Source organism: Pseudomonas sp. FEN, assembly GCF_904067045.1.
Taxonomy (GTDB): domain Bacteria; phylum Pseudomonadota; class Gammaproteobacteria; order Pseudomonadales; family Pseudomonadaceae; genus Aquipseudomonas.
Genome location: NZ_CAJFDC010000027.1, coordinates 26,657 through 40,083 on the forward strand (window position 1 = coordinate 26,657; position 13,427 = coordinate 40,083).

Below are 13,427 nucleotides of genomic sequence, written 5' to 3' on the forward strand. Positions count from 1 at the left end.
AATTCCGCCCTTGGAGCTCTGCGCCACTACGTATCAAGTGCGCTACACTGCGCCGCTTGCACTGATCGAAGATTTTGAAGGAAAACCATGACGTTCAAGGCGCCGGACAGCCTCGCCGAGCAAATTGCTCACCACCTCGCCGAACGGATCATTCGTGGCGATCTCAAGCCCGGGGAGCGCATCCAGGAACAGAAGGTCACGCTGGCGCTCAATGTCAGCCGTGGCTCCGTACGCGAAGCGCTGCTGATTCTCGAGCGGCGCCACCTGATTGCGATTCTGCCCAGGCGCGGCGCCCATGTCACCGAGCTCACCGCGCACAAGGTGCAGAGCCTGTGCACCCTGATGAGCGAGTTGTACATCCTGCTGGGCAACGCCGTGGCCCAACGCTGGAGGGAGCAGGCCGACCTCGCGCCGTTCCTGCAATTGCAGCAGCGCCTGACCGCCAGCTTCGAGCGCGAGGACATCCGTACCTTCGTCGAAGACAGCTTCAACGTGATGCGCGCCGCCTTTCCGTTCGCCGACAACCCATACCTGCAGGAAACCGTCGAGAACCTGCAACCGGCGATGAGCCGCGCCTATTACCTGGCGCTGGAGCGACGCAAGGCGGAAATGAGCGAGTACCTGAACCTGTTCGCGCAACTGCTGGGCGCTGTCGTGGCCCGTGACCTGCCACTGATCCGCACGGTCCTGGCCAGCTACGCCCAGCGTAGTTGCGACAGCGTCCTGTCTGCCCTGGCGGTCGGCTAAGCGTGCGGCTCAAGTGCATCAAGTTGGCGGGGTTCAAATCCTTCGTCGACCCGACCACGGTGAACTTCCCCAGCAACATGGCGGCGGTGGTCGGTCCCAACGGCTGCGGCAAGTCGAACATCATCGACGCCGTCCGTTGGGTGATGGGCGAGAGCTCGGCGAAGAACCTGCGTGGCGAGTCGATGACCGACGTCATCTTCAACGGTTCCACCAGCCGCAAGCCGGTGAGCCAGGCGAGCATCGAACTGGTGTTCGACAACTCCGATGGCACCCTGGTCGGCGAATACGCCGCCTACGCGGAGATCTCCATTCGCCGCAAGGTTACCCGCGACAGCCAGAACAGCTACTTCCTCAACGGCACCAAATGCCGACGCCGGGACATCACCGACATCTTCCTCGGTACCGGCCTGGGCCCGCGCAGTTACTCGATCATCGAACAGGGGATGATCTCCAAGCTGATCGAAGCCAAGCCCGAGGACCTGCGCAATTTCATCGAGGAAGCGGCGGGCATCTCCAAGTACAAGGAGCGCCGTCGCGAGACCGAAAACCGCATTCGTCGCACCCATGAAAACCTCGCGCGCCTGACCGACCTGCGCGAAGAACTGGAGCGCCAGCTCGAACGCCTGCACCGCCAGGCCCAGGCTGCCGAGAAATACCAGGAATACAAGGGCGAGGAGCGTCAGCTCAAGGCCCAACTGTCGGCCCTGCGCTGGCAGGCGCTGAACGAGCAGGTCGGCCAGCGCGAAGCGATTATCGGCAACCAGGAAATCAGTTTCGAAGCCCTGGTGGCCGAGCAGCGCAACGCCGATGCCAGCATCGAGCGCCTGCGCGATGGGCACCATGACCTGTCCGAACGCTTCAATCTGGTGCAAGGACGCTTCTATTCGGTCGGCGGCGATATTGCCCGGGTCGAACAGAGCATCCAGCATGGCCAGCAACGTTTGCGCCAGTTGCAGGACGACCTGCGCGAAGCCGAGCGGGCCCGGCTGGAAACCGAGTCGCACCTGGGCCACGACCGTACCTTGCTGGCGACCCTCGGTGAAGAGCTGGCGCTGCTCGAACCCGAGCAAGAGTTGACCAGCGCCGCCGCCGAAGAGGCCGCCGCCGCGCTGGAAGAGTCGGAAACCACCATGCACGGCTGGCAGGAACAGTGGGACAACTTCAACCTGAGCTCGGCCGAGCCGCGGCGTCAGGCCGAAGTCCAGCAGTCGCGCATCCAGCAGTTGGAAACCAGCATGGAACGCCTGGCCGAGCGCCAGCGACGTCTGGCCGAAGAGCGTGCCTTGCTGTCCGCGGACCCGGAAGATGCGGCGATCCTCGAGCTCGGCGAGCAGTTGGCCGAGAGCGAACAGACCCTGGAAGACCTGCAGGCCAGCGAAGAGGGGCAAGTCGAACGTCTCGAACAACTGCGTCAGGATTTGCAGCAGGCGATGCAGGACCAGCAACAGGCCCAGGGTGACTTGCAACGCCTCAACGGCCGCCTGGCCTCCCTGGAAGCCTTGCAGCAGGCCGCGCTCGATCCGGGCGCCGGTACCGCCGAGTGGTTGCGTGAACAGCAGTTGGCGCAGCGCCCACGGTTGGCCGAGGGGTTGAAGGTCGAGGCGGGCTGGGAACTGGCGGTGGAAACCGTGCTCGGCGCCGACCTGCAGGCGGTGCTGGTGGACGATTTCGCCGGCCTCGACCTGGGTGCTTTCCAGCAGGGCGACCTGCGCCTGCTCAGCCCTTCGGCGGACGGCCTACGGGTGCCGGGCAGCCTGCTGGAGAAAGTCGAGGCGGATATCGACCTGTCGCCCTGGTTGGGGCAGGTCAAGCCGGTCGAAAGCCTTGAGCAGGCCTTGGCCCTGCGTGGCCAACTGGCGGCCGGGCAAAGCCTGATCAGCCGCGACGGCTTCTGGGTCGGGCGGCATTTCCTGCGGGTGCGGCGGGCCAGCGAGGCCGAGAGCGGCGTGCTGGCCCGTGGCCAGGAAATCCAGCGTCTGGGCCTGGAGCGTGAAGAGCGCGAAGATACCCTGGCCGCGCTCGAAACCCGCTTGCAGACCCTGCGCGCCACCCAGCGCCAGCAGGAGACCGGTCGCGAACACCTGCGCCGTCTGCTGCAGGACGAAGCCCGCCAGCAGGGTGAGCTCAAAGCCAAGCTGTCCGCCGGCAAGGCCAAGGTCGAGCAACTGCAACTGCGCCGTACCCGTCTCGATGAAGAGCTGGGTGAACTGGCCGAGCAGCGTGCACAAGAACACGAAGAAGTCGGTGAGGCACGCCTGCAGTTGCAGGAAGCCCTCGACAGCATGGCGGTCGACACCGAGCAGCGCGAACTGCTGCTGGCCCAGCGCGACAGCCTGCGCGAACGCCTCGACCGGGTTCGCCAGGAAGCCCGTCAGCATAAGGACCACGCCCACCAGTTGGCGGTGCGTCTCGGCTCCCTCAAGGCCCAGCACGACTCCACGCGCCAGGCCCTGGAACGGCTGGAGCTGCAGTCCGAGCGCCTGAGCGAAAAACACGAGCAACTGAGCCTGAACCTGGAGGAGGGCGAGGCGCCGTTGGAAGAGCTACGCCTCAAGCTCGAAGAATTGCTCGACAAGCGCCTGAGCGTCGACGTCGAACTCAAGACCGCGCAGATCGCCCAGGAAGACGCCGACCATGAACTGCGCGATGCCGAAAAGCGCCGCAGCCAGGCCGAGCAGCAATCACAACTGATTCGCGGCCAGCTCGAACAGCAACGCATGGAATGGCAAGCGCTCAACGTGCGCCGCAAGACCTTGCAGGACCAGTTGCTGGAAGACGGCTACGACCTGCACGGCGTGCTCGCCACCCTGGCCTTTGATGCCAGCGAGAAGGCCGCCGAGGAAGAGCTTGAGCGCATTGCCGCGCGCATTCAGCGCCTGGGCGCGATCAACCTCGCGGCCATCGACGAATACCAGCAACAATCCGAGCGTAAGCGTTACCTGGATGCTCAGGACGCTGACCTGGTAGAGGCTCTCGATACCCTGGAAAACGTCATCCGCAAGATCGACAAGGAAACCCGCAATCGCTTCAAGGACACCTTCGACCAGATCAACGCTGGGATACAAGCTTTGTTTCCAAAGGTGTTTGGTGGCGGCAGCGCTTACCTGGAGCTGACCGGCGATGACCTGCTCGACACCGGGGTCACCATCATGGCGCGGCCCCCGGGCAAGAAGAACAGCACCATCCATTTGCTCTCCGGCGGCGAGAAGGCCCTTACCGCGTTGGCGCTGGTGTTCGCCATCTTCAAACTGAATCCGGCGCCGTTCTGTATGCTCGATGAAGTTGACGCGCCGCTGGATGACGCTAACGTTGGACGGTATGCCCGCCTTGTCAAAGAGATGTCACAAACGGTGCAGTTCATCTATATCACCCACAACAAGATCGCCATGGAAATGGCCGATCAACTGATGGGGGTGACCATGCACGAGCCGGGTTGCTCGCGACTGGTGGCGGTGGATGTGGAGGAGGCGATGGCGCTGGTGGATGCGTGATGGGGTTGCCCGTGAGGCAAAGATATTCAAGGCGTAAGGCGATTTCCTTGAGCATTGTGGGAACTAGCACGGATCCTTGGGGACTTATAAATGCAAGCCTGTACGACAGACGGTGTAAAGTTTCCTTGTGTCGTGTTAATTTAATGTCAAATTTTCTTGTGCGTGGAGAAAAACGCCTGTCAGAACATAGAGTTGGCGCCACGCGTTAAAGGGTTTTCAGCCCTTTCTTCATAGAACCACTTATTTAGAGGCACGGGATTACATGGAAATCGGTCTGCGCGAGTGGCTGATCGTCATCGGCATCATAGTCATTGCCGGTATTCTTATCGATGGCTGGCGCCGCATGCGCGGTGGTAAAGGCAAGCTCAAGTTCCGTTTGGATCGGAGCCTGTCGAACCTGCCGGACGACGATACCAGTGCTGAATTGCTGGGCCCGGCCCGGGTGCTGGACACCCACAAGGAACCTGAGCTGGACGAGCATGACCTGCCGTCCGTCAGCATGCCGACGCGCGAGTCCCGCGAAAAACCGTCCAAGCGCGGCAAGCGCGGTGGCGAGCCGAGCCAGGGCGATTTGAACCTGAACCTGGACCTGGATGAAGGCCCGAGCTTCAGCAGCCGCGACGACGACTTCCCCGAGGAAGGCAAAAAGCCGGCGGCGCGTCAGGAAAAAGAGCAGCCGGCGGCGGAAGAAGTGTTGGTGATCAGCGTCATCAGTCGCGATACCAACGGTTTCAAAGGTCCGGCCTTGTTACAGAACATTCTGGAAAGCGGCCTGCGTTTTGGCGAGATGGACATCTTCCATCGTCACGAAAGCATGGCGGGCAACGGCGAAGTGTTGTTCTCCATGGCCAACGCGGTGAAGCCGGGCGTGTTCGATCTCGACGATATCGACCACTTCACCACTCCGGCGGTGAGTTTCTTCCTCGGCCTGCCGGGCCCGCGTCACCCGAAACAGGCATTCGATGTGATGGTGGCCGCCGCTCGCAAATTGTCACAAGAGCTCAATGGCGAACTGAAGGATGATCAGCGTAGTGTGCTGACCGCCCAGACCATCGAGCACTACCGTCAGCGCATCGTCGAATTCGAACGTCGCGCCTTGACGCAGAAGCGTTGACCGTCGCGAAGACGCCAGATGGCCCACCGCAACAACCCGCACTAACATATGAGCAGCCTAGGCTGCTCTTTTGCTTTATGAGAGAACTCCATGACCGCCGCCCACACCCGGATTCTAGAACTGCGCGCTGAACTGGATCAGCACAGCTACCGGTACTACGCCCTCGACGAACCGAGCATTCCCGACGCTGAATACGACCGCCTGTTCCGCGAACTCCAGGCCCTGGAGGCCGAGCACCCGGAGTGGGTCAGCGCCGACTCGCCGACCCAGCGCGTTGGCAGCGCGGCGCTCGCGGCCTTCACCCAGGTCCGGCATGAAATCCCCATGCTGAGCCTGGGCAACGCCTTCGAAGAAACCGACATGCGCGAATTCGATCGCCGGGTCAGCGAAGGTCTTGATCTGCCAACCGGCGACCTGTTTGGCGGCGCTGCCGAGGTCGAATACAGCTGTGAGCCGAAGCTCGATGGCCTGGCGGTCAGCCTGCTGTACCAGGACGGTGCCCTGGTCCGTGGCGCCACCCGTGGCGACGGCACCACTGGCGAAGACATCAGCGTCAACGTGCGCACCGTGCGCAATATCCCCCTCAAGCTCCATGGCAGCGGCTGGCCGGCGACCCTGGAGGTGCGTGGCGAAGTCTTCATGTCCAAGGCCGGTTTCGAGCGCCTGAACGCCGCCCAACTGGAAGCTGGCGGCAAGACCTTCGCCAACCCGCGCAATGCCGCGGCCGGCAGCCTGCGCCAACTGGACTCGAAGATCACCGCCAGCCGTCCGCTGGAGTTCTGCTGCTACGGCCTGGGCCAGGTGTCCGCCGAGATAGCCGATACCCATATCGGCAACCTGCAGCGGCTCAGGGAGTGGGGCATGCCAGTCAGCCGTGAACTGAAGCTGGCGAAAGGGATCGACGCGTGCCTGGATTATTACCGCGACGTGGGTGAGCGACGTAACGCGCTGCCGTATGAAATCGACGGCGTGGTGTTCAAGGTCAACAGCCTGGCTTCCCAGCGTGAACTGGGTTTCCGCGCGCGTGAGCCGCGCTGGGCGATTGCCCACAAATTCCCGGCGATGGAAGAACTCACCGAATTGCTCGACGTGGAGTTCCAGGTCGGTCGTACCGGTGCGGTCACCCCCGTGGCCCGGCTCAAGCCGGTCAAGGTCGCGGGCGTGACCGTGTCCAACGCCACCCTGCACAACATGGACGAAGTGGCGCGCCTGGGCCTGATGATCGGCGACAGCGTGATCATTCGTCGTGCCGGCGACGTGATTCCGCAAGTGGTGCAGGTGGTGATCGAGCGTCGCCCGGAAAATGCCCGCGCGGTGCAGATACCGGAACACTGCCCGGTGTGTGGCTCCCATGTCGAGCGCACGCAACTGATCAAGCGCAGCAAGGGCCGCGAAACGGTCAGCGAGGGCGCGGTGTATCGCTGCGTCGGCCGACTGGCCTGTGGCGCGCAGCTCAAGCAGGCGATCATCCACTTTGTCTCCCGGCGGGCCATGGACATCGATGGCCTGGGCGACAAGACCATCGAACAACTGGTGGACGAAAAGCTGATTGCTTCACCGGCCGACCTCTACGTCCTGCAGTACGAACAGCTCGTCGATCTGGAAGGCTTTGCCGAACTGTCGACGCGCAACCTGCTGGAGGCGATCGCCAACAGCAAGAAGCCGAGTCTGGCGCGGTTTATCTATGCCCTGGGCATTCCCGATGTTGGCGAGGAAACGGCCAAGGTCCTGGCACGCTCCCTGGGCTCGCTGGAGCGGGTCATGCGGGCCTTGCCGTCGGTATTGACCTACCTGCCGGATGTCGGCATGGAAGTGGCTCACGAGATCCACAGCTTCTTTGAAGACGAACACAACCGCACGGTGATCGCGCAACTGCTGGAGCGCGGGCTGGAATTGCAGGACCAGGGCCAGTTGGGCGCCGAGTTTGCCGCCAGCACCACCCTGGCGGGGCTGATCGCCAAATTGGACATCAGTTCGGTGGGGCCGACGGCGGCGGAAAAACTGGCGGCCAAGTTCGGTTCGGTCGAAGGCATTATCGCGGCGGACTGGCTGGATCTACGTCAGGCGTTGAATGAAAAGCCGGCCAATGCCGTGCGTGAATTCTTCGCCCTGCCGGGGAATGCCGAGCGGGCCTTGGCGATCGAAGCGCAACTGCGTGATTTCGGCATGCATTGGCAGAGCGAGAAGAAGGCCGTGGAAGGCTTGCCGCTGGCGGGGCAGACCTGGGTGCTGACCGGCGCGCTGGAACTGATGAGTCGTGATGTGGCCAAGGACAAGCTGGAAAGCCTGGGGGCCAAGGTGGCGGGCTCGGTCTCGGCCAAGACCCACTGCGTGGTGGCGGGCCCGGGGGCGGGCTCGAAATTGGCGAAGGCCAACGAACTGGGGCTCAAGGTGCTGGATGAAGAGGCGTTTGTGGCGTTCCTGAAGGGACATGGCATCGAGGCCTAAACCCCTGCGTCAGCGCTGAATACACTGCGATTCCGTGTAGGAAGAACCGGCTTGCCGGCGATGGCGTCCTTGAGAGCGCCAAAAGCTTCGCTGGCAAGCCATGCTCCTACAGTTCGGTGTCGGACATAGATTTTGCGTTTGACGTAGGTCTGTCGGATTTGCGTGCAATGTAGCTCTGTCGGACACGGATTTTGCGTGCAACATAGGTCTGTAGGAGCAGGGCTTGCCCGCGAAGAGGCCCTTGAGGTTCCAAAGTTTCTCCGGCAAGCCAAGATTCTGCAGCCTTGTTTCGTTCCCGGCATCAAGGAACCCACCACCGCGGCCAATGATCTAGTCTAGGCAGGCCCCTGGAGAGATCGCCATGTACCGCTTCTTCGAACAACTCAGCTCACGCATCGCCGCTCCTTTCATCAGCGAGCCCTCGCGCAACAGCAAGGTCTGGCATTGCCGCTGCGGCCAATCGGTATTCTTCCGCAACAGCCAATGCCTGGCCTGTTCCGCGGCCTTGGGCTACGAACCACGGGACAGCACCCTGGCATCCCTGCAACCCGGTTCCTACCCGGACAGCTGGCAGCTGGACTCCGCCCCTGACGCCGGCCTGTTCCGCCGCTGCGCCAATCTCGACACCGCGGCGGCCTGCAACTGGCTGATCCCCTACGCCCACGGTAGCAGCCTGTGCACCGCCTGCGCCCTCAATCGCACCATCCCCGACCTGTCCGTCGCGGAAAACCCCGAGCGCTGGCGCAGAGTCGAAACCGCCAAGCGTCGCCTGGTCGCCCAACTGATCACCCTTGGCCTGCAAGTCATCCCGAAAACCTGGGACGAAGAGAGCGGCCTGGCCTTCGATTTCGTCGGTGTCGACCTGGAGGGCAAGGCGCCCATGACCGGCCACGCCAAGGGCCTGATCACCCTCGATATCAAGGAAGCCGACGACGAGCACCGGGAAAGAGTCCGGGTGCAGATGCGCGAGCCATACCGCACCTTGCTCGGGCATTTCCGCCATGAAGTCGGGCATTACTACTGGGACCGGTTGATTGCCAACAGCTACTGGCTGGAACCGTTTCGCGGCCTGTTCGGCGACGAGCGCGCCAGTTATGCCGAGGCCCTGGAGCGCCATTACCAACAGGGCGCAGCGCAGGACTGGCCGCAGCACTTCGTCAGCGCCTACGCCACCATGCATCCCTGGGAGGACTGGGCCGAGACCTGGGCGCATTACCTGCACATGATGGACGCGGTGGACACGGCGTTGGGCTTTGGCATGAGTGCCAGGGAGTCGGATTTCGACTACCCGTCGTTTCCCCTGAGCGCGCTCTACGACCCTCAGCATCCGGAGGGGCCAGCGTTCCTGTCGTTCGTCAATGCCTGGATCGAACTGGCGGGCATGCTCAACGAACTGTCCCGCAGCATGGGCCAGCCGGACTTCTACCCCTTTGTGCTGCCGCCGGCGACCATCGCCAAGCTGCACTTCATCCACCTGGTGATCCAGGAGGAGGGTGGTCGGGCGGATGAGGTGTTACAGGTTGCGCCCTGAGGGTTTCTTTACAAGCCCAGTTCGCTGTGTGAACCGAGTCGGACGAGTTGCAATATCGTGTCATCCGGCTTGCGGTAAATCATCACCAAATCAGGTTTGACGTGACAATCCCTGAAGTCTTTCCCATTGCCTGTAAGCGCATGATCGCAGTGCTTTTCGGGTAGTGGTCGATCATTTGCCAATGCAGTGATGATCGGCACAAAATCGCTTTTTAACGTTTCTCGGTGTCGACCTTTGGTTTCGCGCTTGTAGTCGCGTTCGAATTGTCCCGTTTGCTCAATCTTCCGCATTCAGATCTGCCATCAAGTCCTCTACGGAATCGAACGACTTCAAACCGCCTTGGCGGGCTTCTTTCATGGCGTTCAAGGTGGTGGCATTTGGCACCAGCGGCTCGAACGGTAGCGCTTTTTCTTGGGCGACACGGGTCAGCAGCATACGGAAAGCATCGGATAGGGTCAGCCCCATCGCGGCGAGTACGATGGTCGCTTCTTCTTTGATGCGTTCATCAATGCGAGCACGAACTACAGCGTTTGCGGACATGGTTTGATTCTCCAGGCTATTGGGCTACATTGTCGCCCAGCTACTAGCCTGTTGACATTGCGCGCTCTTCAACATCGATTCTCACCAAAAAATACGAGGCGGCCAGAGGCCGGGACCGGCTCGCTTTCGCTGTTGAGCCGTGTCCGTAAGCATCCGCTCTATTCTTGGTGCGATGCTGTAGAAAAAATCTCTTTAGCTTGTCTGAAGTGTCCTGGAAAACTTCGGTCCGTTGTGTCTGAGCGATGAACATGAGAACAGAGCGGCGCGTTGGTTCAGGATTGTCGAAAGATCCCTTTCACTTGCCTGAAATTTCCTAGAAAATCCCAGCCCGTTGCGCCTGTTCGAACCGGCGGCTAGTCTGCATTCCGTCACCGCAAAATCGGTGATACGGACGTGCAAGTTCGGACTGCGAGATAAGGCGCATCAACGCCACCACTATCTTTGGGCATCTTCATGCCTGGAGTCTGGTGTTATGGCGGCTGTACGTGGGAGATCTTCGGGATCTGCCGGGTAGTGCGCCTCTTCTTGCCCCGGTCTTGCACACCTGCGTATAGCTGCCACCCTCTTTGCGTGCAAGCAAACGGTGACGGCCTCTCTCAATCAGCAAGAAAGAGGTGCACCTGTATGTTCAAGATCACCCCCAATCCACCTACCGAAGACCTGTCGTCTCTCGCCAGCCAAATCGCCATCGAGCGAGCGTTCGCCCATTACGAGCTACCACAGGACAACGTCTCACGGCGTCGACGCGAACAACTGACCACCGAAGACGTCCTGACGCAAATCGACGAAATCCTCCAATCCGCCTCGGCCACGGCTTACGAGTGCGCGGACAACCTGCTGGGGTCCAATCGCAAGCTGGCCTTGGGCGTGGTGCATCTGGTTGATCTGGCCTTGAGTCGTATGGATAACCTGCTGGAGAAGTAGGCACTTCCTGCCTGACCTTGGTTGATCGCCAGTGCCAGACAGTTAGGAGCGATTTCAGGTCTGGCTGAGGTTTGTGGCGAGCGGGCTTGCCCGCGCTCGGCTGCGCAGCAGTCGTAAAACCGGTTATTTCGGTTTACCTGATACACCGAGTTATCCGGTTCTAGGGGTGCTTCGCATCCCAACGCGGGCAAGCCCGCTCGCCACAAGGCCGTGCTCGGCGATATTTGCATTGGAACACCGACCTGTAGGAGCGGGCTTGCTGGCGATGACGGCAGTGAATCCACCACCGCCATCACCGCAGGCCACAGTGCCTGATCCACGCCCAGGACCGCCACACACCAGACACCGACAAGTACTTGACCCTCATCGAATTTTATCGACGCCTAGCGGTTGTAACTTCTCGTTATCTAGGTACAATGGCGCGGCTCGCCGTCAGGCGGGCGTCGTTATGGTGACCCCATCGGTCCCCCCGCAACGATTACCCGTGAACCTGGTCAGATCCGGAAGGAAGCAGCCACAGCGGGAACATTGTGTGCCGGGGTGTGGCTGGTGGGGTTGCCTCCATAACGCAAGTCCTTGAATTCTCAAGGATTTCTCAGTCAAAAATCTCGAAGTGTGACAGCGTATAGGTACACCTAAGTGGTGCACTGTACTGGCGATCCTACCTTGTTCATTTTCAATCGCCAACCACGCTGATTCATACTCCTGTGGTTGAATTTTCAGGTGGCGATGCTGGGAGGGTTCAATTCCCTGTCTCTCCGCCGTACATAGAAAAGCCCCATAGATCAATGTCTGTGGGGCTTTTTCGTTTCTGGGTTGTACGTAGTAATTGTACGTAAAATATTTCCCTTGTATTACTCGTTTGCGGGTCTCTGTGGCTATCGTTGTCTCGATGGTGGTTCGCTCGCACCTTCATGCCAATACGATAGTTCTGGGTGCCGCACTGAGCTTGCAGAACACCAGGCTGTGCGATGTCCTCTGTTTATCGTCACCTGGGTATGGTCGAGATGTTCTAGGCAATCCCAAGCGTGTTCCACCACATCGTAGGCTCTGTCTTCGTCTGCCCACTTCTCTGGCTCTTCAATGGCGGTCGCTAAGGCGGGCTGGTTGTCTTGTGGTGCGCATGGTGCGTCGGGTAGGGCGTTACCTGTCGTAGGATTTTGTCTCCGGTGAGTATTCGCGTCAGCGCCCGCGAAAATCCGCCTGCATTAGTTTGAGTGGCAAAAAACAATGACGGGCGGTGCAATCCCGGCCTGCTGCGGTCTACGTACCTTTTCAAGCTTTCATACACAAATTACGCACAGGCTTATCCACAGGTAGTGCGTTGCAATAACCCTCGAAAACGCATTATCTTGTGGTTGTCTCCCTAAAAAACCCTACATGTAGGGTTTTCGCATCCGAATTGCCCATTCTTTCTAAGAACGGCTCTTTTCTCGGAGAGGCAAGTTGTGCCTGAAAGGGGGCTATAAAGGCCCTAATAAGGGCCTCCTGAGGGCCTCAGGAAGCGCAATTGCGTTATCGGATGGGACTTATGATGGTATAGCGAAGAAATACGCCCACAGACGCTTGCAGGGGCTTGCAGAGCCATTGGTATGACAGTATAGTGAGCGCAGAAACGCAGAAACCGCCAATGAAGGCGGTCTCGGCTGAAGATGTCTACGAGTAGTCACGTTTTTGTCGCCAAACGTGGCGTGGCTACCCGCAATCTCCGACGCATGCCTTTCAGCACTGTCGAAAGAAGGACGCCATTAAAGCCAATTGACGACTGTTCAGTCAACTGTCAATTGATCGGTGGTCGTTTCTCGACACGTGCGACTCAACTCAACGTAATCGAGGACTGACCATTTTGGACATGTCAATTAGCTTTACCCGCACCACCGTCGGCAGCAAAACCGTGCCGGTTCGTCAATATCGTCGGTTCCGCTTCGGCGAATGGGAGGATGTGTGTCACCACCACCGTAGCCCTCCCCGGTAACGGTTAGCGACAAGCCACCAAGCTGTCGATGATTTGGTGGCCTCTGTTGCCCGGAAAAAGAGTTCAGCTCAACGTTGGCGGCTCACCATCATGTTCCAGCATCGGATTTTCGGCACTACTCGGTAACTGCTCCGCACGGGCCTGGGCCTTCCATGCAAAGCCAATCAGCTCTTTGATCCGGTCGGTGAATGGTTTGGCATCCTTACCCAGCTTGCCAACGGCAACACCAAAATCACCCATCAGGCCATAGAAATGGCTCAAATCAGAAACCTTCTTGTGCAGTTCCTTCTGCAATTCTTCTAGACGCCTCAAGAGGCGTCGTTTATGGCCTTCATCAAGCGCGGAATCTTTTGTCAGCAAACCACGCAACTCATTGATAATGGTTTGGATTCTGCTCAGGTCGCCTTCTGTGAATTCGTAAGCGAACCCGTTGGCAAGCGTGACACCGAAACTCTTCTTCAGAGCCTCCAGTTTCTTCGCGGAGGACTGCCCGACAAGGTCGCCCAAACTGTCCTGAAGAAACCGCTTCATGTTGTTGCAGACGTAGCCCATGTGCCCTTCAACATCGGGATGAGAATTGCTGTTCTCGATGAGGTCGTGCTCCTGCAAACTCATGAGTGCGGCAGTAGCTTCCAGCAAAATACTGTGGTCGTCCTC

9 protein-coding genes and 1 other RNA gene are annotated in these 13,427 nt (G+C 60.0%); 7 read left to right on the top strand and 3 right to left on the bottom strand.

All coding sequences use genetic code 11. The features are described from left to right. Positions 1-87: 87 nt before the first annotated feature. From PFEN_RS22145 to PFEN_RS22165, 5 genes are all read left to right on the top strand, one after another. On the top strand, positions 88-747 hold the full coding sequence (locus PFEN_RS22145) for a GntR family transcriptional regulator (RefSeq protein WP_191488843.1): 660 nt from the start codon (positions 88-90) through the stop codon (positions 745-747). Between the two features lie 2 nt (positions 748-749). Beyond that, positions 750-4,238 carry a chromosome segregation protein SMC gene (smc, locus tag PFEN_RS22150; RefSeq protein WP_191488844.1) on the top strand — a complete coding sequence of 1,163 codons (3,489 nt, stop codon included), beginning with the start codon at positions 750-752 and terminating at the stop codon, positions 4,236-4,238. Between the two features lie 262 nt (positions 4,239-4,500). Continuing rightward, a complete protein-coding gene (zipA, locus tag PFEN_RS22155) occupies positions 4,501-5,352 on the top strand; it encodes a cell division protein ZipA (RefSeq protein ID WP_191488845.1) in 852 nt (283 codons plus the stop codon). 90 nt (positions 5,353-5,442) lie between these two features. After that, positions 5,443-7,800, top strand: coding sequence for an NAD-dependent DNA ligase LigA (ligA, locus tag PFEN_RS22160; RefSeq protein WP_191488846.1), 2,358 nt, complete (start codon positions 5,443-5,445; stop codon positions 7,798-7,800). A 361-nt stretch (positions 7,801-8,161) separates the two neighbouring features. After that, on the top strand, positions 8,162-9,331 hold the full coding sequence (locus PFEN_RS22165) for a putative zinc-binding metallopeptidase (protein WP_191488847.1): 1,170 nt from the start codon (positions 8,162-8,164) through the stop codon (positions 9,329-9,331). Between the two features lie 8 nt (positions 9,332-9,339). Here PFEN_RS22165 and PFEN_RS22170 read toward each other — a convergent pair whose 3' ends face one another. Then, a complete protein-coding gene (locus PFEN_RS22170) occupies positions 9,340-9,621 on the bottom strand; it encodes a type II toxin-antitoxin system YafQ family toxin (RefSeq protein WP_191488848.1) in 282 nt (93 codons plus the stop codon). Next, positions 9,608-9,871 (bottom strand): type II toxin-antitoxin system RelB/DinJ family antitoxin, encoded by a 264-nt coding sequence (locus tag PFEN_RS22175; RefSeq protein WP_191488849.1) that lies wholly within the window; start codon positions 9,869-9,871, stop codon positions 9,608-9,610. The genes PFEN_RS22170 and PFEN_RS22175 overlap by 14 nt, the downstream gene beginning before the upstream one ends. Before the next feature lie 624 nt (positions 9,872-10,495). On the opposite strand from PFEN_RS22175, the gene PFEN_RS22180 reads away from it, so the two are divergent. Both PFEN_RS22180 and ffs read left to right on the top strand, forming a co-directional pair. Beyond that, on the top strand, positions 10,496-10,795 hold the full coding sequence (locus tag PFEN_RS22180; protein ID WP_191488850.1) for a DUF6124 family protein: 300 nt from the start codon (positions 10,496-10,498) through the stop codon (positions 10,793-10,795). Positions 10,796-11,253: 458 nt separating this feature from the next. After that, an RNA gene (gene ffs, locus PFEN_RS22185) (signal recognition particle sRNA small type) lies at positions 11,254-11,350 on the top strand. Positions 11,351-12,833: 1,483 nt separating this feature from the next. Here the strand turns inward: ffs and PFEN_RS22190 are convergent. After that, positions 12,834-13,427 (bottom strand): hypothetical protein (locus PFEN_RS22190; protein ID WP_191488851.1); only part of this gene is annotated, 594 nt, incomplete at its 5' end.

What these genes read in the sequence shown, in the direction of transcription:
- PFEN_RS22145 (WP_191488843.1), top strand. Translation starts at nt 88, where the DNA reads ATGACGTTCAAGGCGCCGGACAGCCTCGCCGAGCAAATTGCTCACCAC.
- PFEN_RS22165 (WP_191488847.1), top strand. Translation starts at nt 8,162, where the DNA reads ATGTACCGCTTCTTCGAACAACTCAGCTCACGCATCGCCGCTCCTTTC.
- PFEN_RS22175 (WP_191488849.1), bottom strand. Translation starts at nt 9,871, where the DNA reads ATGTCCGCAAACGCTGTAGTTCGTGCTCGCATTGATGAACGCATCAAA.
- ligA (WP_191488846.1), top strand. Translation starts at nt 5,443, where the DNA reads ATGACCGCCGCCCACACCCGGATTCTAGAACTGCGCGCTGAACTGGAT.
- PFEN_RS22170 (WP_191488848.1), bottom strand. Translation starts at nt 9,621, where the DNA reads ATGCGGAAGATTGAGCAAACGGGACAATTCGAACGCGACTACAAGCGC.
- PFEN_RS22180 (WP_191488850.1), top strand. Translation starts at nt 10,496, where the DNA reads ATGTTCAAGATCACCCCCAATCCACCTACCGAAGACCTGTCGTCTCTC.
- zipA (WP_191488845.1), top strand. Translation starts at nt 4,501, where the DNA reads ATGGAAATCGGTCTGCGCGAGTGGCTGATCGTCATCGGCATCATAGTC.